Below are 21,424 nucleotides of genomic sequence, written 5' to 3'. Positions count from 1 at the left end.
GAGCATCTGCAAAAGCGACTGCCAGCGGTGCCGACAATGCCTTTACGGGTGCTCATCCGTTGCGCAGCTTAAAGGGTGCGACAATGTGTCTGCTTGCGGTGCTGCGACATATTCGGTCATTGGCACGTAAACCGAGGGTCTGGCACCGGTAAACACTAGCAGTCGTGGCGAAAAATGTTGGTCTGAATGCCCGTTTTTACGGTACATGCGTGCCAGAAATGACCATTGATCCATGTCGCGTTCACGACACATCCTCTGACACTCTCACATGCAGAAATTCCCGAGGACTGGCAGAATCGCGCCCATTAGCGACCAACACGCCCCCAGAGGCAGGAATTGACCATGCAAATGACCACCGCCCTACTGATCGTCAACCCGTGCGATGACGAAGAAGACAACATGGCCATGCTCTGCTGCCACAGCGACAAGGGCGACATGTTCCTGATGAGCCGCTACCCGGACGAGGATGAGCTGGAGATCACCCTGGATGGCGAACCTTCGACGCTGGACGGGGTGAAAGTCACCCTGACCTCGAACCTGTTGAAGATCGAGATTGGTGCGGCGGATGCCGATGCGTTGAACGGGGATGATGTGCTGGAGATCAGCTTTAACCCGGATATGGTTGATCTGGATGAGGTGGTCGAGACTTTGACGAATATCCTTGATGGGACGGGTACCTTCATTAACGAAGTTTGATAGCGTCTGAACCGGCCTCTTCGCGAGCAAGCTCGCTCCCACATTTGATAGGTGCACGCCGCTCAAATGTGGGAGCGAGCCTGCTCGCGAAGAGGCCCGAAAGAACAGCGCCCTTCCCCGGCACTACAAAAATCCAACAAATCCCCCAGTCATTTCCCGCACTTTGCGCAAAATGCCGTTAGTCGCCACCCCCCGCGATGGATTAAAGTAACGCCCCCAGCCCCGGCGTTATCCGAACGCCTGTGGCCACCCCTTTCCAGGAACAGTCACCGATGGAACATCGTGAAGCGCTGCTGGCGCTGCGAACCTTTCTTTCAACGCAGATTCTCGGCCAGGAAAAACTCATCGAGCGTTTGCTCATCGCCCTGCTCGCCGACGGCCACATGCTGGTCGAGGGCGCTCCGGGTCTGGCCAAGACCAAAGCGATCAAAGAGCTCGCCGAGGGCATCGAAGCCCAGTTCCATCGCATTCAGTTCACCCCTGACCTGCTGCCGGCCGACATCACCGGCACCGAAATCTATCGCCCGGAAACCGGCAGTTTCGTGTTCCAGCAAGGGCCGATCTTCCACAACCTGGTGCTGGCGGACGAAATCAACCGTGCCCCGGCCAAAGTGCAATCGGCGCTGCTCGAAGCCATGGCCGAGCGTCAGGTCAGTGTCGGCCGCAGTACCTATGAGCTGTCGCCGCTGTTTCTGGTGATGGCCACGCAGAACCCGATCGAGCAGGAAGGCACCTATCCGCTGCCGGAAGCACAACTCGACCGTTTCCTGATGCACGTGAAAATCGGTTTCCCGGACGCTGCCGTCGAACGCCGCATCCTCCAGCAGGCCCGTGGCGAAGCGCTGAACGGCGAGACCAAGCCTGAACGCCGCGTCAGCCAGCAGGCGATCTTTGCCGCACGCAAGGAAATCCTCGGTCTGTACATGGCCGACGCCGTGGAGGAATACCTGGTGCAACTGGTCATGGCCACGCGCAACCCGGCCAAGTTCGACCCGGAAATGGCCGAGTGGATCGCCTACGGCGCCAGCCCGCGCGGCTCGATCGCTCTCGACCGTTGTGCCCGCGCCCACGCCTGGCTGGCCGGTCGCGATTTCGTCAGCCCGGAAGACATTCAGGCAGTGCTGTTCGACGTGTTGCGCCATCGCATCATTTTGTCGTTTGAAGCCGAAGCCGCCGGCATCGATCAGGATCGGGTGGTGCAGCGGATTCTCGACGTCGTAGCCGTCGCTTGACCCCGATGAACGCCCCCCAGCCTTCCGAACCCGGTATTCGCGTCAGCCTCGCCGAGCTGATCGAGATGCGCCACCGCGTGCGTGAAGTGCAGCTGTTTTCCACGCCGAGCCAGCGCAGCCCGCTGATCGGCCTGCATCACTCGAAATTCCGTGGTCGCGGCGTCGACTTCGATCAGGTGCGGGTCTATCAGGCCGGCGACGACGTGCGCACCATCGACTGGCGCGTGACGGCGCGCACCCAGGAGCCGCACACCAAGCTGTTCCATGAAGAACGCGAGCGGCCGATTTTCATCATGGTCGAGCAAAGCACACGGCTGTTTTTCGGTTCCGGGCTGATGTTCAAATCGGTACTGGCAGCGCAAGTAGCGGCGCTGATCGGCTGGGCCGCGCTCGGCCATAACGACCGGGTTGGCGGGCTGGTGTTCGGCGACAACGAGCACTACGAAATCAAGCCACGGCGCAGCAAACAAAGCCTGCTGCAACTGCTAAACCGTCTGGTCAAGGTCAATCAGTCGCTGCACAGCGAGCGCGAGCCGGATCGCGATGCGTTTGGCGTGGCGCTGCGCCGTGCCCGTGAAGTATTGCGCCCGGGCAGTCTGGTGATCGTCATCTGCGACGAGCGCGCGTTGTCCGACAGCGCTGAACAACAATTGAGCCTGCTCTCGCGCCATTGTGATTTGCTGATGCTGCCGCTGTCCGATCCCCTCGATCACGCCCTGCCCGCCGCCGGTCTTCTCCGATTCGCCGAACGCGGCGCGCAACTCGAACTCGATACGCTGAATTTCGACCTGCGCCAGACCTATCGCGCCCAGGCCGAAGCACGCATCGCGCGTTGGGAATTGCTCGCGCAAAAATTGCGGGTATTGCTGATGCCGCTGAGCACGCAAAGTGAAATGGTCGAGCAGATGCGCGAATTCCTCAATCCGCAGCGTCCGGGGAAAGGTCGATGAACGGCCTCGAACAACTGCAACCACTGATCTCGCCGCCACCGATTGCCTTCTGGCCACCGGCTCCGGGCTGGTGGCTGCTGCTGTTGTTATTGCCGCTGCTCGGTTTCGCCGTGTGGAAGCTGCGCCGTTTCATCCCGATGAAGAAACGCCCGATCGTCCGTGCCGAACAGCCGCTCGACCCGGTGCGCATCGCCGCCCTCGCTGAACTCGCACAAATGCCCAAACCCTACGACGGCGCGCCGGCCGGGGCGTGGTTGCAGCAACTTAACGGCCTGCTCAAACGCCTGTGCCGCAACCACTATCCCTACAGCCAGAGCCACACCCTCAATGGGCGTAAATGGCTGGCGTTCCTCGACAACCGTTGCCCGGCTGCCGGCCTCACCCGTTGGATGGTGCTGGTTGAAGGCGCGTACAAACCGGAATGCAAACTCGACGACAAAGCCATCGCCGGCCTGACCCAGGCTGTCGACACGTGGATTCGCAAACATGTTTGAGTTCGCCTGGCCGTGGATCTTTGTGCTGGTGCCGCTGCCGTGGCTGATGCGCCTGGTGCTGCCAGTGGCGGACAGCGGCGAGCCCGCGCTGAAAGTCAGTTTCCTCGCCGACCTCGAAGGTCTCGCCCGCCGTCGCGCTCGGGCTAATCTGCCCGCGTGGCGTCAACAGGCGCCGTTCATGCTCTTGTGGCTGTTACTGCTGACCGCCGCCGCCCGCCCGCAATGGCTCGGCGAACCACTGCCAATTGCTGCCAGTGGGCGTGATCTGCTGGTGGCGGTGGACGTGTCCGGTTCGATGGATTTCCCGGATATGCAGTGGCAGGACGAAGAAGTCAGTCGGCTGACGCTGGTGCAACATCTGCTCGGTGACTTCCTCGAAAGTCGCGATGGCGACCGCGTCGGTTTGATCCTGTTTGGCAGTCAGGCGTATCTGCAAGCGCCGCTGACGTTTGATCGCCGCACCGTGCGCGTCTGGCTCGACGAAGCGCGGATCGGCATTGCCGGCAAAAACACCGCCATCGGCGACGCCATCGGTCTGGCGCTGAAACGCCTGCGCCTGCGTCCGGCGCAAAGTCGTGTGCTGATTCTGGTCACTGACGGCGCTAACAATGGTGGCGAAATCGATCCGCTGACGGCGGCAAAACTGGCCGCCAGCGAAGGCGTCAAAATCTATCCGATCGGTATCGGCGCCAATCCCGAGGACAGTGGTTCGACCGGCCTGCTCGGCGTCAATCCAAGTCTGGATCTCGACGAACCAGCGCTAAAAGCCATCGCCGAAGTCACCGGCGGCCAGTACTTCCGTGCCCACGACGGCAAGGAACTGCAAGCGATCAAGGACACCCTCGATCAACTCGAACCGGTCACCCAGCAACCGACTCAGGCGCGTCCGGCGCAAGCCTTGTATCACTGGCCTTTGGCGCTGGCGCTGTGGCTGAGTCTGTTGCTGGTCGCGCGTGAATTGTGGCCGGACAACCCGCTGCAACGCCTGTTCACCAAGGAGCTGTATCTGCAAAGTCCGCTGCCTGACTGGCGTGAGCGCCTTAAGCGCTTGCGTCTGCGGAGGCGCCGATGATCGCGCTCTGGCCGCACTGGTTCCGTCCGTGGTGGTTGCTGTTGCTACCGCTGCTGGGCTGGCTGATCTGGCAACTCTGGCATCGGCAGAAGCGCGCCGGGCGCTGGCAGATGATTTTGCCGCCGGCGTTTCATGCCACCCTGCTCAGCGGCGGCAATGGTCGCGACAGCAAACTGCCGTGGGTTGCCCTTGGCGTGGCGTGGCTGCTGACGGTTCTTGCGCTGCTCGGACCGAGTTGGGAGCGCGTCGAACAGACCAGTCAGAAACCCGCCGATCCGTTGGTGGTGGTACTGGAACTGACCCCGGAAATGCTCGCCACCGACTCGCCGCCGACACGACTGGAACAGGCGCGGCGCAAGCTGTTCGACCTGTTGCAGGCGCGCAGCGATGCGCAGACCGCCATCGTCGTCTACGCCGGCAGCGCGCACACGCTGGTGCCGCTGTCGGATGACCTGGCGACCAGCCGCAATCTGCTCGATGCGCTCAAGCCTTCGTTGATGCCGGAAAGCGGCCATCGCGCCGATCTCGCCGTGAGCAAAGCGCTGGCCTTGCTCAAACAAGGCGCGCTCGGTCAGGGGCGGATTCTGTTGATCGGCTCGTCATTGAACGAAGAGGAACGCCAGGGTATTCGGCGTGCCCTCAACGGTGAGTCGGCACAACTGCTGATGCTCGGCGTCGGCACCGCCGAAGGTGCGCCGATTGCCCAAGAGGACGGCAGTTTCCTCAAGGACGAGCAAGGCGCGATTCGCGTGCCGCAACTCGACAGTCCGGGACTGAGCGCGTTCCTCAACAGTGTTGGCGGCGAATACCACCCTGCCCGCCTCGACGAAGCGGATCTTGGCGCGCTCGGCCTGCTCAACGGCCCGCGCAGCTTGCGTGACGATGGCCAGACCGTGCGCCTCGATACCTGGGCCGATCAGGGTTACTGGCTGCTGTTGCCGCTGTTGTTGCTCGCCGCTTGCGCCGGCCGGCGTGGGTGGTTGTTCTGCCTGCCGCTGCTGTTTTGCTTGCCGCAGCCCAGCTACGCTTTCGACTTCGAAGACCTGTGGCTGCGTCCCGACCAACAGGGCCTGCATTTGCTCAAGCAAAAGCGCCCGGTCGAAGCCGCCCAACATTTCGAAGATCATCAGTGGCAAGGGGTGGCGTTGTACGAGGCCGGCGACTACAGTGGCGCCGCCCAGCGCTTCGCCGAAGGCAGCGATGCCCGCGCCCACTACAATCGTGGCAACGCCTTGGCGAAAAGCGGTGAGCTGGAAGCGGCAATCGACGCCTATGAACAGGCACTGGAACTGCAACCGGATTTGCGCCCGGCGCAGACCAACAAGGCGCTGGTGGAAAACCTGCTCAAGCAGAAAAACACACCGCCGCCCGCCGAGCCGGACACCAAACCGAGCGAACAGCAAAGTCTGCCGGGCGACGAACCACCGCCAGCGGCCGCACCGCCACCGGCGGTAAAAAGTGAAACCCAGAGCGAGGCGCAACCGACCGAATCGGCCAGCGAACCGCCACCGACCACACCGCCGCAGCCTGGCCCCAACGAGGTGCCGGGCAGCGACGAAGAAGAACAAACGGACACCGTGCCGACGCTGCGCCCGAGTGAAGACAACCTCGAAGGCGAGCAACGTCAGGCACTGGAGCAATGGCTGGGCAAGATCCCGGATGATCCGGGCGAACTGCTGCGACGCAAATTCTGGTACGAACAGCAACAACATCAGGATCAGGAAAACACTCGATGACCCGCTTCACCGCTCTCTTGCTGCCCCTGCTGCTCTGCACGGCCACCGCCCAGGCGGCCGAGCTGACCGCCAGTGTGGATCGCAGTCGCCTGAACTCCGGCGAGACGGTCGAACTCACCCTCGAAACCAGCGACGTCACCCAGTTCGGCAAACCCGACCTGACCGCGCTGGAAGCGTTGTTCGAAGTGCGCGGCACGCGGCAGGTCAACCAGCTCAACACCCTCAATGGCGACAACCGCGCGACCACGCGCTGGATCATCACCCTGCTGCCGAAAGAGAACGGCAGCGTGGTGATCCCGCCGCTGCAACTGGGCGACGCGCAGAGCCAGCCGATCACCGTGCAAGTGGTCGAGAGCGACACCCGCGAGAATAAGAACAGCCTTGATCCGGTGTTCATCGAAGCCAGTCTCGATCAGTCCAGCGTCTACGTGCAGGCGCAGGCAATCCTTACGCTGCGCATCTACCATTCGGTGTCGCTGTACGACGACAGCAGCCTGACGCCGCTGCAAATCGCCGATGCGCGCATCGAACAGCTTGGCGATACGCGCACCTACGAAAAAGACCTCAACGGTGTGCGCCATGGCGTGATCGAGATGCGCTATGCGATCTACCCGCAGCACAGCGGTTTGCTGACCATCGCGCCGCAGACCTTCAGCGCGACACTGGTCGATACGCAGCCGTCACAGGATGCCAATGCGCAGGGGCCAAAGCCGGGCAAACTGATGCGCGTCAGTTCCGCCGAAATTCCCCTGACCGTCAAACCCAAACCGCTGACCTATCCRGTCGACGCGCCATGGCTGCCCGCGCGCAGCCTGAGCCTCAGCGAAAGCTGGAACCCGGAACCGGAACACACGCAGGTCGGCGACTCGATGACCCGCAGCCTGACCCTGAAAGTCGAAGGCCTCGCCAGCTCGCAACTGCCAGCGCTGCCCGCCACCGAGGTCAACGGCCTGCGCCGCTACCCCGATCAACCGGTGCTGAGCAACCAAAGCACCGACCGGGGCATCGTCGGAAGCCGCGAAGAACGCGAAGCGCTGGTGCCAAGTCGCAGCGGCGCCATCGAATTGCCGACGGTGGACGTGGTTTGGTGGAACACCTTCGAAGACCATCTGGAACACAGCAGCCTGCCCGCGCGCACGCTGCAAGTGGCCAACAACCCGAGCCTGCAAGTCGACACCCCGACCGGCAACCTGCAGCCGAGCATCGTCGATAACGACGTGTTGTGGTGGTGGAAACTCAGCACCCTGATCCTCGCCTGTACCACCCTCCTCGGCTTCGGCCTGTGGTGGCGCGCACGCTGGCAACCAGCGGTGCATCGCGCCGCCCAAACCGGCCCGAGCCCGCGCACGTTGATGGATGACATCAAGCGTGCGAGCCAGGCGAATGATCCGCAGGCGACGCGTCAGGCACTGGATGCCTGGGCGCGGCAGCAGCCGGAGACGCTGGCGGACATGGCGGCGCGGTTTGTGCCGTTGTCGGATGYGCTGGATGGGTTGAATGGTGCGCTGTACAGTGAGACGGGGCAGCATTGGCAGGGTGAGGATTTGTGGCGGGCGATCCGGACTATTCCGGCGGCGGAACGGGTGCAGGATCCGGTGGGTGATAGTGGATTGCCGCCGCTTTATCCGAAGTAAAAGATCCAAAGATCGCAGCCTTCGGCAGGTCCTGCAGAGTGGGCACGTATCCCCTGTAGGAGCTGCCGAAGGCTGCGATCTTTTGATTTTGATTGAGGTAGGGCGGTAGGCGGCACGCAGGTCGACACGGCGCTTGACGGCGTTTATCTGTACTCAACCTCATCCCCATATTACGCTCAGCGGTGCTGACCGTTTAGTTGCTCAAGCATCGACTTCCATTTTCAATTTTTCTTTGAAACTGAGCACTTCCGAAAGAGGTACGACCCATTCGGAAATCTTGTCGCCATCTTCGTTAACCACCTCGCGCTCACCGACGTAAGTATTGACATCGTTCCCATTAAACCCGGGAACAACGTCGTCTAGAAAAACCACACTATTTTGAATGTAAACAGACTCTCCAACAAAATACAAAACCCAAACCATCAGGAAATTTGCCAACTTTGGATCAAGCATTGAAGTGACCAATACAGAGTGCTGTCTCCTTTCGAGACCACGGCAAAGCGATGAGTTCCAGCTACTCAAGTATTCCTGCCTGCCCCAAAAGGAGATCGGAGCAAAGAAGCTTTCCTCTTCGTCACCCAGTCGGATCAAGCCACGTAGAGCCTGGACTCCAAAGTGCTCGGAAGGCTCTTTCTCCAGCAAGATTTCAAAGCTCATTATTTAATCCTTGGAAAAACGGGGACAGACCACGTTTTCGGAATGTTTTCTAAACGTGGTCTGTCCCCATTTATCCTGCCACTTCATCAGCGACACCGTTGACACGTTGCCCATCGACAAGCGCCGTGTATTGACGTTCAGCAAATGGAGTATCCCCATACATCCCACGCACACCACTTTCTTAACTCTGCGCCTTGTCGATTGCCCGACTACCACTCACAGCAATGGGATTGGTTGTTTCCAGCACAGTGCCTGCGCCTTTTGCACCAACGCACTCAAGGTAGAAAACTAAGCCCCTCTCTACTTTTAACTACACCATATAGCCGGCCATCCTCATTTGCGCAAGTATTGCCTCATCAAGTTGTTGATCAGAAATACCTCTCATCGATTTGGCACTCTTCCATTTCCATATTACAGGAAGGATTTTGCTATCCAAACGATCAAGCTCTTCCAAAAAAACATTTGCTAAAACATACTTATCCAACTCAGGATCAGCCTCCAACATCAAGTTCAGTACAGTGCTCGGCATTTTTCCTTCCAGCAACTGGGCTAACAAATTGTTATTTTTTAAAGGTGACATAATTGATGCCTCCAATGGTTTCAATTTTCTCAACCTTTCCGTATCCGTACTTTTGGGCTATTTGGCCTGTCCATGTATTCAAAGCAGCATTTTCTTTTGACATTCCATTGGCAATATTCTCGAGATATCGAGCAGTGTTAACGCTGTCAGTGCCCGCCTCCCAAGCCCCACGAATTTGATTGACCTTGATGCCTTCTTTGCCGAGGCGTTGCATTGCGCTGGCGAACATATCAGTGCCTGATGCATCGTAGTAGGGATGATTCTGTGCAGCACGAATTTCAAATCCCAGCACTCCCGCTTTATCTACATTCACGATCAATCCTGCTACGCCATCAGGATCGCCATACTTGAGCTGGACTCCCCCATCATTGAACGACTTCATCATAAAGTCATTTGTAACATCAACTTTCGGGATGGGTGGATCAACTCTCCCAAGTTCTTTTGCACCACCCGCAAAATAATCCGGAGGCAAATCACAAGGCCCGGTGTTGTGTACCCAAGTCTTGAGTTCGCCAACGTAGAACGTATGCCCCACATCGACCGTCAGATTGTATGTTTTGCCCTCGGGCAGGTACAGCTCAAGCGATTCGACTTCGGAAGAGGTGTTTTCGGTGTCGCCATCAGCCAGTGACTGCAGCAGATCACCCGGTTCCAGATCTTTGACAGGAATGAAATCACGTTTGGCGGGTACATAGAAGGGGTGGCTCGGCGTAACCAGCAGGGTTTCGCCTTCCGCTGCGCCAGCGCCACGAACACTTTTGAGCTTGAGGCGGTAGATCGGCTGATCCGAACGCTGATGCGTTGCCAGAATGGCAGCAGCGAACGGCTTGCCCCCTTTCTCAGGCTTGCTCCAGACAACATCTCCCACCTTGAGCGACTCAATAACGCGGTCGCCTTGCGGTGTAGAAACTTTCGTACCCGCAGCAAAGCAGCAAGGCCCCTTCGTTACTGGGGTTCCCGTTGTGCCTTTTGCACCACCATTCAATCCACCGTCCAGTACTAGCCCTAGTCCGACACCCGTAGCCGTTGCCACAGCTGCGTTCGCCCTGACAACGTCAATTCCGTTGCCTTGCATGGTGTGCAAGACATCCAGATACCCCTTGAGCCGAAATTCCTCCGGCCAATTCATGACCGAGTCAAAAGCTGCCTCCAGATCGGTAGCAGCGCAACTAGGGCAATTGACGGCCCCCATCACCCACAACGCTGATTTCGAACTGGAACTGACAAGTCCCTCCATGACGGCCGCGAAGCCTTCAGCGCTACCGACTCCCTTGGCATTGAGGATTTCGGCTTGATACTTTGGATCATGCCGATACTTGTATGGATCGACCAAAGCAATGTGGTCGAGCAGAGCTTTGACTGAATCTCTGTCTTTAAGCAGCTCCTTCAAGCCCAGCCTTTCGTCGTTGTAGTCAGCTAGAGTGACCCGGAATAACCCCGTATTCTGCGACTGCGAAACTTCTGTTCGAAGGAAACTCGCCGCTGCATTGGTCTTACCGTCGCTTTCACTGAAGGCTGCGTTCCAGCCCTTGTCCACCATTGCTGCGGCCGTGCGTAGCAACTCAGTCCGAGCTTGATCTTCACTAATCCCTCTTTCAGAGGCATACCGATTTACGCGTTCATCATCGGAAGCAAATTTGATCTCATCCGGGTGCAACTGGCGGTTGAAGGAAGTAGCGTTCTTGGCGATGTCGATACCTGTTTGCAGGTCCCCGCCTACCAAACCCGCCGCCGTCAAACCCACCAACTGCGATGCCGTGAGCTGAAACTTCGGATTGTTTTTGACAATTGCGGCCAAACTGTTGCTCAACGCCTCGTTGGCGCCTGCCGCCGCTGCACCCGTAGCGAACCCCTTGCCCGCTGCCTCACTCAGAAGTCCGCCGACGAGGGCATGCAGAATTGTTTTCTGGAGACTGCCATCAGGCCATTTTTGTTTCTTCGCATAATCGCCAACTGCGTTGAAGGCCACGGCCTGCAAAACGGCTTGCGCCTGAGCAGTCATTGACGAACCAAGATTGTCTCCGAAACTCCCGCCATTTACCGCCGTACTGATACCCGCCTGGAATAATCCTTGTGCACCGGAATAAGCACTGAATTTACCGATATCTTCAAGGCTGCTCAGATCAAAACCGTGAGTAGCCTTGTTGACGTTTTCGCCGGTCACGCCAAACGCATCATCCAGATAACCGCTGGTAAACCCGGCAGTAGCAGCCCCGACTGCATAGTTTTTCAAGTTGTCTTTGGATGTGATGTCTTTAAATACGGCACCAACATTCCCACGGTTGTTGATCGTACTCACAGCGGCAGAACCGGCCATCGAAGTGAGAACGCTGGAAACCATCACGTTGCCCCAACCAGCTGCTGCGGTCCCCACCGCTGTGCCTGCCTGGACCATAGCGGTGCTACCAGCCGCTGCCATTGCCGATCCACTTCCGACGCCAGCTCCCGCAACGCTACCAACAGCAGCGCTCGCCGCGCCTGCCGTGAGCACCGTTACCACAATGATGATTGCCAGCATCGCACCTTGGCCCAGGCTCGAGCTGCTGTACTTGAAAGACTCGTGAGTCTCCTTGACCAAGTTCCAGTCGACGTCGCCACGCTTCTCGGCCTCTTTAAGCCAAGCCAGCTGAGGATCGGCCTTGACCATCGCATCGATACTTTCGCTGACTGTTTTTTTGTTGATGTCTTTGACGTCGATATGCAATCCATCAACAGCTTTGATCACCAGATTCCCTTGTGCGACCAGTTCGCTCTGGCGCAGGGTTTCGTCGGTGTGCCCCTTACCGTTCATGGAGTTCCAGGCCATGCTGGTGCTGCTTTTTTGATGGCTTTCCTGATCGAGGTCCTTAACCCCCTCAAAGGTGATTGAACCGCCGCTTTGAAGAACCAGATCTTTACCGCTGTTCAGTTTTGCAACCTGATAGCGCTGATCACCGCCACTTGCCAATACCAGATCGCCGCCGGTGTTGATCTCACTACCGACATGAGTAACTTTGGTGACTTCGTCACGTCGGGTCTCTTTCTTGCCGAAGCTCCCCTTATTCTTTTTGTCGTATAACGAATAGTCGCTGTCTTGTGCCGCGAGCACGTCGAGATTATTTCCGGCAACTAAATAGGCCTCATCGCCAGCAGTGATACGGCTAGAAATCAATGCGAGGTCGTTAGCTGCACGGATCGCTACATTGCCGCCGGCAGTTATGGTGCTGGCAACTTGTTTAACGTGATCTTCTTGCGTGGTGAGCTTTTTGGTCTTCGAGTAAGAATGACTTTCGTCGGCACCTGAGGTCACTGTCACATCGCCTTCAGCCAGAATGACAGCGTTGCGCTTGGCATCAATCGCACTGGCTATCGCAGTGAAGTCACGCCCAGCGCTCACTGCTACATCGCGTCCGCCACTTACGCTTGAGCCGACTTGAGTAACCGAACTTCGCTCTCGCCCGCCGGTTTCGATGCTTATCTGTTGTGCCGATACGATATTGACGTCACGACCTGCCTCGATTCTGGTGTCCCGACCACTGGCCATGACACTGCCGCTGTTGGTTACATCTCGCGCCGCACTGATGGTCAGATCATTGGCAGCTTCAATGCGGGCGGCACTGTCCAGATAACCACGATACTGGGCGTAACCATTCTGACTGAACTCTGCACCCGTTACTGAACGCTCGTTGATCACGTCCCCGGTGAGCGCCACCATACTGACGTCGCGCCCGGCGATTATGCCGCCAGATTTGTTGACGATATTATTACCGGCCATTAATTCGAGACGGTTGCCTGCCTCAATCAGACCGCTGTTGGTCATATCGAGAGCAGCTGTAGCAGACAAGTTGTTCGAAGCCCGAAGCGTACCGGCGTTGTCCAGATCGCCACCGGCAATCAACGTCACATCGTTGCCCTGAATCAACGCCCCGTTCGGCGCCAATCGGTTATTCGCCTGAGCCAGATACAGAACCGGCACCAGCACTTTCTCGCCATTCACTTCGTGCTCTTCGAGCCAGACGATGTCGTGGGTCAGTGCCGCCACTTGTTGCGCGGTCAGGGTGACGCCCACCGACAGGTTGAGCTGATCCTTGCTGGCGATGGCGTTGTTCATCAGGTACTTGAACATCGCTTCATCGGAGGTCTGGCCGTCGATGAAACGCTGTCCCGTACGCTCGACGACCGCTTGCTGGATCATCCGCTGTTCGAAGAAACCGTCGCCCAGGCGCTTGGCGCTGTTGTCCGGGTCGTAACCGAGTTTTTGCAGCAAGTAATCCGAGCTTTCGAATTTCTTCAGGTCGGTGAGTACCGGATTGGTTTCGATCAGGTATTTGTGCGGATTGGAGCGCACGCTGGTATCGGGCAGGCCTTTGACCGGAGGTGCGTAGATCAACGCATTGCCACGATTAGGCAGTAGCACACCGACGGGACCGTCAGCGGCGGTTGCACCCACGCTGAACTGAGCGGTTCGGTCATTGAGATTCAGCGAGGCGGCATCGCTCAGCGCCAGATCGCGCTTTTTGATCGAGACCGGGTCGCTATTGTCGAACTGGATCTGGGTAGACGGCGGCGCAGGCGTGCCGACCGTGTGACGTGTCGACTCGCCGGACAGCGTACCGATGGTCCAGGACGGCGCGGGCACCAAAGATTGTTCGCTGCCACCTTTGCCGCTCAGGCGGAACAGGCCGTTATCACCGACCGGCAGGCTGAAACCGGGCAATGTCAGCGGGTTGACCTGTTGTTGTGCCAAGTCCGGTGGCAGTTGGCTGTTAAGGCTGATGACGGTGGTTTTACCGGTGCCGCCAGCGCCGGTATTGGCGTTGCGCGAGGTGCCGACGGCGCCTGAACTGTAGGCCTTTTCAACACCGTTGCTGATTTTGTTGCTGGCGCTGATGGTGACATTGCCGGCGGCCTGAATGATCGCCGAGGCGAATCCTGAAGGATCGGAGGTGACGATCTTTTCATTGAACACGGCATTTTTTATGAAGTCTGGAGCTTCCGTTCTGACTCCCGAGGAATAGAGAGAATCTCCGAACTTGACGGCCTGACTCTGTTTATTCAAAGAAATGATGGTCGAGCCGAACGTCTGGAACCAGTTGTCAGCCTCACCCTTGGCACCATATCTGACGACCTTGGAAACTACCCGTGAGTCGTCTTCATTGGCGTTCCAGAAATGCAGATCCTTGTTGTAGTCCGCATCGTTGTACATGTTGTACGCAACGACTTCGTTCCACTGGGCAACGGAGAGTCCTCCATTGACGTATTTGCGGGAAACGTAATCGCCAGTGGCAGTACCCGAGTTCTCGAAGTTGGCCACGTTGATGTTGATGTTTCCAGAAGCAGCGATCGACGAGTTCGAATTCAGGAACGATCCACCCACAGCATCAAAGTTTTTTCCGGCAGTAATGGACGCGGCTTTGGAGCTTTCCCCCTCCGAAATGCTTACCTTGAACTTTTGTTCCCAGACCAGGTGAGACGGTAATTTGCCTCCTTGCAGATCTGTCCAGTTAAGCGGGATCTGATCACACGAATAGCAACGCACCCCAATATCCGACGAGTACAGCTCGGAAATCGTCTTGAACTGATCCCTACGGTTAACAATCGAGTCGGCCTTGATCGAGAAGTCGCCGGTGCTCTCCATCGTCCCGGAAAGGTTCTCCACCGTCGCCGCGCGATTACCGGCATCGTCCCGCGCAATATCGATTGCGCCGAGGGTGTAAACGTCGGAATTCTTATTGCTGAAGCTGCCCACGCGAAGCTTCATGTCGCCACCGCTGAACAGGAACCCGCCCTGATCGTTGAGCAGTGATGAGGCCGTCAGCTTCATACCCGACGCGCCTGCGAGCGTGCCGTAGTTGTTAACGGTGCCGGCATTGAGGACAAGATTATTGGCAGCGGTCAGGCGGCCATAGTTGTTGACGATCGCCAGGCCACCGCGTGCGCCTACGGTCGTATTGCCTCCGGCCGCAATACTCGTAGCGCTGGTCAGGTTGAGGGTGGAGGCGTCGAGTCGCAGATCGCCCAGACTGCTCGTGCGACCGTTGCCGCCGTAATTGCCGCTCAGCTGAATATCGACGCTGCCATCACTGGCAATCAAGCCTTCATTCGTCCAGTTACCGCCACGTCCCACCAGTTGATTGGAAGCGAGCAACTGCCCGCTCGCAGTCTGCACAAAATTGCCGACATTCACCGTCAACCGCCCGGCCTGAATCACGCTACTGTTGGTCCAGCTGTCAGCGTTCAGCGTCAGGCCGCCACGGGTAACCAGCGAGCCGCCGGCGTTCATCACGTTGGCGGTGGAGATGCCGAACTCACCCAGCCCGACATGCGTCACCGAACCGCCGGCGTTGAGGAAGCTCGGTGCGGCAAGGGTGAAGTCGGTGTTGGCGGTTTCCACCAGACCATTACGGTTATCGAACAGGCTGCCGATCTGGAAATCGGTTTTGCCGCTGGTGCCGAGCGCGCGCAGTTTGCCGCCCTGGTTGTCGAGATTGGCCGCGCGAATGGCCAAGGTGCTGGCGCTTTCGATCAGGCCGCTGCGGTTGCTGAAGTTGCCGTCGGCACTCAGGTCGATGGCGCTGCCGCTGATCTGCCCGTTATTGTTGTTCATCGAGCCGGCGATGGTTTTTACCACGCCGCGCGCATAGATCCCACCGCCGCTGTTGTCGAGGGTATTGCCGCCGGCGTTGAGCAGGATGTTGCCGGTGTTGGCGGCGATTCGCCCGCCGTCGCTGTAGATGCCGCCCAGTGCTTGCAAGTCGAGACGACTGCCTTCGATCTTGCCGCCCTGGCTGTTGCGCAACACGCCGTTCAGTCGGGTTTGCAGCAGACCGTTGAGACTTGAAAGCACACCGCCACGGCTGTAGAGGCTGGCAGCGTTGAGGGTCAGGTCGCCGTTCTGGGCGATGATTTTGCCGCCCTGGTTGTCGATCGCGCCGCTGCCGGTGTTCACGGTCAGCGTGGTCATGCTTTGCACCCCGCCTTTGGCGTTGTTCAGTGCGGCGGCGGTGATGGACACGCCGGCATCGCGGCTGGAGAGCAGGCCGTCGGCGTCGTTGCGCAACGTGCCGCCGGCGGTGAGGTCCAGTTGGCCCTTGGCCGAGACGGTGCCGCGTTGACTGTTGTTCAGGTCGCCACTGGTGAGCACGCTTAGCAGGGTCTGGCTGATCAACTGGCCGCCCTGGTTGTCGACGCTGGCGGAGCGTTTGATCAGCAGCGCTCCCGTGCTGCCCAATGCGCCCTCGACGTTGGTCAGGGCACCGAGCAAATCGAGGGTGACGCTGTCGTCACCGACCAGCCTGCCTTTCTTGTTATTCAGCTCGCCACCGGTAAAGCTCAGGGCCTTTTTGGCCATGACGTTGCCGGAACTGTTATTCAGGCTGGCCGCACGGATATCGAGGGTGTCGCCACCTTTGATCAAGCCCCCGGCAGCGTTATTGATCGCGCCGCCGCTCATGGTCAGGGTTTGCTTACCTTCACTGCTGACCGTGCCGCCGCTGTTATCCAGACTGGCGGCGGTGATGCTCACTTCGCCGAGGCCGCCGATGCCACCCTTGCTGTGGTTGAGCAAGGCGCCGCTCAGGTCGATATTGACGTTACCGAGCTGGCTGGAGATGGCGCCCTCCAGGCTGTTGTCGACGGTGCCGCCGCTGACGCTCACACCTTTCCAGCCGGAGAGCAAACCGCCCTGATTGTTCAGATCGGCCGCTTTCACGGTCAGTTGACCGTTGCTGATCAGGTTGCCGCCACGGTTATCGAAGCGGTTGCCGGTGAGGCTGAAGCTGTTGACGCTGGAGATTTCGCCTTGCTGGTTATTCAGGTCTCGGAGGGTGGCGATGCTCAGCACGCCTTTGCTGTTGATCACGCCATTCTGGTTATTCAGGTCGCGCAAATGAGCGATGCTCAACCCACCTTTGCTGCTGATCACGCCGTCCTGGTTATTCAGGTCCTGCGCGGTGGCGCCCAGATCCATATTCAGGCCGGAAACGCCCACCAGCGTACCGCCCTGATTGTTCAGGCCGGTGCTGTTGAGGGTCAGTTGTTGTGCGGCGCGAATGCTGCCCTTGTTCTGGTTGTTCAGTAGGCCATTGACGCTGACCTCGATGTCGCTGTCACTGAGCAACACACCGCCATCGCTGTTATCCAGACTCGCCGCGCGAACCTGCAACGCCGCAGCGGCAATCGTGCCTTTGATCGAGGTCAGCGCCTTGTCGAGGGTCAGGGTGAGTTTCTGGTTGCTCAGCAGTTGCCCGCCGCTGTTGTCCAGCGACCTGGCGATCAGTTCAAAAGCCTGGTCGCTGGAAATCTCGCCGCCACGGTTGTTCACGTCGGTGAGGTTTTTCAGTAGTAACTGGTCCGGCGCGTTGATCACGCCGCCCTGATTGTTCAGCGCGCCGCCGTTCAGATCAACGCTGACGGTGCCGCCGCTGAACAGTTTGYCGCCCTGCTGATCGAGGCCTTGGATATTGGCGGTCAGCGTCTTGCCAGAGCCGAGGCTGCCAGCGGTATTGGTGACCTGGCCGGCATTGATCCTGACATGGTCGGCCGCGTAAATGCTCGCTTGGCTGTTGTTGAGTTCGCCAGTGCTGATGCTCAGGTTGGCCTTGCTGCTGAGCACTCCTTTTTGCTGGTTATCCAGCGCGCTGCTATTGAGGGTGAGGTCGCTGTCGGTCAGCAGTTTGCCGCCCTGATTGCTGACGGCGTCGCGAGTATCGACGGTGAGTGCCGTGGCGCTCGAGACGGTGCCGCCATTGTTGTTGAGGCTTTGCGCAGTAATCGCCAAAGCGCCTTCGTTGACGAGGCTACCCTGCGCATTATTCAGATCTGCAGAGAGGTTGATCGCGAGATCTTTCTGGCTGGTCAGGCGGCCACTGTTCTCCAGCGTTTTACCGGTCAGTGTCAGCCCGGCGTCGCCAGACAGCAGGCCTTTATTGCGGTTGATGACCTCATTGACGGTCAGCGCCAGATTGCCGCCGGCGAGCGTATAACCGCTGTCGCTGTTATCAAGCCAGGCGCCGATCAGGCTCACGTCGGCCTTGCTCGACAGCTCACCGCTGCGGTTGTCGACACGCTCAACGCTGAGTTTCAGCGCGTTGGTCGAACCGATCAGACCTTGCTGACGGTTATCCAGGCGGGTGGCGGTGATGATCAGGCCGTTGTCGGCGATGACCACACCGTCCTGGTTATCGAACATTGCGCTCACGCTGAAATCGGCATTGCCACGACCCCGGATTTCACCGTGGCTGTTGTCCAGACTGGTGCTACGGGCTTCGAGGTCGGCTGAGGCGATCAGGCCCTTGACGTTGCTCAGGGCACGGTCGATGACCAGGGTGAGCTTTTCGTTGCTGAGCAGTTTGCCGCCGTCGTTGTTCAGGCTTTGTGCGTTGACGTTCCAGGCCTTGGCGGCGGAGATTTCGCCGGCGCTGTTGTTGACGTCCTTGAGGTTTTTCAGCAGCAACTGGCCCGGCGTATGGATATTGCCGCGCTGGTTATTGAGCAGACCGTTGTTCATGTCCAGGGTCAGGTCGCCGTTGCTGAACAGCTCGCCGCCGTCCTGTTCCAGCGAGGTCACCGAGACCTCGAGTTTCTGCTGACTGCCGAGGCTGCCGCCGGAGTTGTCCAGGTGCGCGGCGGTCAATAATAGTGAGCCATCGGTGGCGATACTGCCGCCCTGTCGATTCTTCAACTCACCGGTAGTCAGGGTCGAATCAGCCTTGGCGCTGATGATGCCGTTGGCGCTGTTATCAAGGCTGCCACTGTTGAAGGTCAGGTCTTTCTGCGAAACGATCAGGCCGCCCTGACTCAGCACGGCACCGCTGGCGGTCAGTGCCATCGCTTCAAGGCTCGACAGCTTGCCCACACGGTTGTCGAGGCTGCCGGCGGTGAGGGTCATCTGCCCTTCACTGCTGATCAGGCCTTGCTGGTTGTCCATGGTCTCGTCAAAGGTCAGCCCGAGAGTGTTCTGGCTGACGATGCGCCCGCCGACGTTGCTCAGGTCAATGCCGCTGAGGGTGCTCGCGCCTTTGCTGAAAATCAGGCCGTTAGTGGCGTTGATGATCTGCGCGACTTTCAGCACCAGAGTGGTGTCGGACAGCACCTTGCCGCCGTCGCTGTTGTCCAGGCGCGAACCGTTGATGTGCAAATCCAGCTGGCTGGACAGTGTGCTGGCGCGGTTGTCGATCTGCTCGACGTTGACGGTCAAAGTCTTGAGCGAACCGACCAGACTGTCCTGATGGCTATTGAGGGTTTTGCCGGTCAGCAGCAGATTGCCTTCGGCGACCAGTTCACCGTGCTCTTGATTGAGGCGGTCGATGTTGGCGTCGATATCGCCTTTGGCAGAGATTCGTCCCCCATCGTTGATCACGTCTTTGGCTTTGAGGCTCAACAAACCGGTCGATGTCAGCAGGCCGCCATTGCTGTTGTTCAGCGTATTGCCGTCGAAGCTCAGCGCCATCTTGCTTTCGAGGCGACCCTTGTCGCGGTTGTCCAGGTTATCGATCAGCAGTTTGCCTGCCTGATCGGCGCGAATCGTCCCGCCGCGGTTGTCGGTGTTGGCGCTGCTGACGGTCAGGGTGTCGAGGCTGGAAATCTTGCCGGCGCGGTTATCCAGGCGCGTGGCCTGCACGTCCATGGCGCCGTTGGCCTGGATCAGGCCCTTGTTCTGGTTGTTCAGTTGCTCGCCGAGCCGCGTGGTCAGCGTGCCTTCGCTGGTCAACTGGCCTTGCTGGCTGTTGTCGAGCTGTTGGGCTTTTACCAGCAAGGTCTGTTTGGCGCCGATCTTGCCGGTGCGGTTGTTGATCACGCCGAGTGCGCTGATGTCGAGCAGGCGGCCGGCGCTCATCAGGCCGGCAACATTGTCCAGCGAGGTGACGGTCAGGACCGCGTCGGTCTGGCTGCTGAGTTCGCCGCTGCTGTTGATCAACTGGCCGATGTTGGCGGTGAGGCTGGCGTTGCTGGTGATCACGCCTTGGCTGTTGAGCACCTGCGCGGCATTGAGGTTCAGGGTGTTGATGCTCTGCACTTTGCCGGCGTTGCGGTTGTCCAGCGTACCGGTGGTGATCGCAGCGGTTTGCCCGCTGAGCGTGCCGCCCTGGTTGTTCAAGGTTTGCGCGGTATTAACGGTTAGGTTGCGGCTGGCGGTGAGGCTCTTGCCGGTGTTGTCGAGGTTCTGTGCGTTGAGGCTCAGATCGCCGTTGGCATTGCGGCTGCCGTCGGCGTTGACGCCCGCTTCGATGGCACCGGCGTTAGTCAATTGCCCGCCAGCGCTGAGGTTAATGCTGTCGCGGGCCGCGAGGGTCTGGCGGTTGGTCAGGTTGCCCTGGGTTTGCACGTTGAGTGCGGTGCCGGCGTAAACCGGGCCGCGTGCGTCGAGGCTGGCCGCCTTGACGTTGACCGCGCCGGTGGCCGAGGTGTCGGCCAGACTCAGTTGGCCATTGGCATCGAGCTGAATATCACCGCCACTGGCAATCAGTTTGCCATCGAGTTTCACCCCGACCCCGGCCTCGGTGCCGACCAGTTTGATCGCCCCGGCGTACATGCCGCCGAGGGCCGAGGAGTCGATGGCCAGTTGCGGTTTTGCGCTGCCGTCATCGGCGCGGGCGGTGGCATTCAGCGTTTGTGCGTTGACGTCGTTGCGACCGGCGATAATCGTCAGGTTCTGCGCCTGAATCTCCGCGTTGATCTTCGCGCTGCGGGTGATGATTTCGAAACGGTCGACATTGGTCGCGTTAAGACCTGCGCCTTCGATGGCCACCGAACCCTGATCAACCTGAAAGCGATCCAGACGACCATTGTCGAGCACCGGTTTGCCGGTGGTCAAGGTCACCCGTGGCGAGTTGATAAAGCCGCAACCGTTGCAGGTAATGCCGTAAGGGTTGGCAACAATGACCCGCGCCGACTGCCCCGCCACTTCGGTGTAGCCGCGCAACTGGCTCGGGTTGCCACTGATGACTTCGTTGAGAATCGCCTGTGCCGAACCGCTGTTTTTCAGATTCGGGTTGCCAACAATAATCCCACCCAGTTGCGTCTGTCCGGTCTGAGCTGACCCGTTGTTGAGGATGACACCCTGCGCACCGACGTTGTAGTCGTGGAACTGGTTGTGCGACAGGCCGCTGGCGTTGGGCGTGGCGATGTTGATGATCGGCACGCCATTGCCGGCGCGATCCAGCGAGGTATTGGGGTTAGCCACCACGATACCGTCGGCCTGCGCCCACATCGGTTGCCAGAACATGACGTTCGCCAAGAGAAACGCCAGCCCGCGCTTGGGCATCCCAAGGAATGACTCGCGGGTTTTCACGGCAGCGGCAGGCTGACGAGCGAGAAACGCGTACTGGCGAACGTCCATGTTGAAGATCTCTTTACAACGAGCAGTAAAAGTCGGATGACGGTGAGTGCGCGG

Annotated in this window: 10 protein-coding genes; 7 read left to right on the top strand and 3 right to left on the bottom strand. The window is 59.0% G+C overall.

The window, feature by feature from the left end:
- Positions 1–342 precede the first annotated feature (342 nt).
- The 7 genes from AC1DVF_RS20330 to AC1DVF_RS20300 all read left to right on the top strand — a co-directional run bounded on the left by AC1DVF_RS20330 (position 343) and on the right by AC1DVF_RS20300 (position 7,814).
- Positions 343–696 (top strand): hypothetical protein, encoded by a 354-nt coding sequence (locus tag AC1DVF_RS20330; RefSeq protein ID WP_093437909.1) that lies wholly within the window; start codon positions 343–345, stop codon positions 694–696.
- Between the two features lie 272 nt (positions 697–968).
- Positions 969–1,928 (top strand): AAA family ATPase, encoded by a 960-nt coding sequence (locus tag AC1DVF_RS20325; RefSeq protein WP_007913915.1) that lies wholly within the window; start codon positions 969–971, stop codon positions 1,926–1,928.
- Between the two features lie 5 nt (positions 1,929–1,933).
- On the top strand, positions 1,934–2,878 hold the full coding sequence (locus tag AC1DVF_RS20320) for a DUF58 domain-containing protein (protein ID WP_116255710.1): 945 nt from the start codon (positions 1,934–1,936) through the stop codon (positions 2,876–2,878).
- On the top strand, positions 2,875–3,372 hold the full coding sequence (locus AC1DVF_RS20315; RefSeq protein ID WP_038369283.1) for a DUF4381 domain-containing protein: 498 nt from the start codon (positions 2,875–2,877) through the stop codon (positions 3,370–3,372). The genes AC1DVF_RS20320 and AC1DVF_RS20315 overlap by 4 nt, the downstream gene beginning before the upstream one ends.
- Positions 3,365–4,444: a vWA domain-containing protein gene (locus AC1DVF_RS20310; RefSeq protein ID WP_093437901.1), complete on the top strand. Its 1,080-nt coding sequence runs from the start codon at positions 3,365–3,367 to the stop codon at positions 4,442–4,444. The genes AC1DVF_RS20315 and AC1DVF_RS20310 overlap by 8 nt, the downstream gene beginning before the upstream one ends.
- A complete protein-coding gene (locus AC1DVF_RS20305) occupies positions 4,441–6,180 on the top strand; it encodes a tetratricopeptide repeat protein (protein ID WP_099758856.1) in 1,740 nt (579 codons plus the stop codon). The genes AC1DVF_RS20310 and AC1DVF_RS20305 overlap by 4 nt, the downstream gene beginning before the upstream one ends.
- Entirely contained in the window at positions 6,177–7,814 is a 1,638-nt protein-coding gene (locus AC1DVF_RS20300; RefSeq protein WP_477783047.1) for a BatD family protein, read from the top strand. The genes AC1DVF_RS20305 and AC1DVF_RS20300 overlap by 4 nt, the downstream gene beginning before the upstream one ends.
- Before the next feature lie 201 nt (positions 7,815–8,015).
- Here the strand turns inward: AC1DVF_RS20300 and AC1DVF_RS20295 are convergent, their stop codons facing one another.
- The 3 genes from AC1DVF_RS20295 to AC1DVF_RS20285 form a co-directional block, all read right to left on the bottom strand.
- Entirely contained in the window at positions 8,016–8,471 is a 456-nt protein-coding gene (locus tag AC1DVF_RS20295) for a hypothetical protein (RefSeq protein WP_477783046.1), read from the bottom strand.
- A 310-nt stretch (positions 8,472–8,781) separates the two neighbouring features.
- Positions 8,782–9,051, bottom strand: a complete 270-nt coding sequence (locus AC1DVF_RS20290; protein WP_477783045.1) for a hypothetical protein — start codon at positions 9,049–9,051, stop codon at positions 8,782–8,784.
- Positions 9,032–21,370: a two-partner secretion domain-containing protein gene (locus tag AC1DVF_RS20285; protein ID WP_477783044.1), complete on the bottom strand. Its 12,339-nt coding sequence runs from the start codon at positions 21,368–21,370 to the stop codon at positions 9,032–9,034. Before AC1DVF_RS20285 ends, AC1DVF_RS20290 begins: the two co-directional genes overlap by 20 nt.
- Positions 21,371–21,424 lie beyond the last annotated feature (54 nt).

The sequence above is a fragment of the Pseudomonas sp. P4_D7 genome (genome assembly GCF_056401755.1).
Note: the sequence above shows the minus strand (reverse complement) of the source record. Positions and strands in the feature narration are given on the sequence as shown.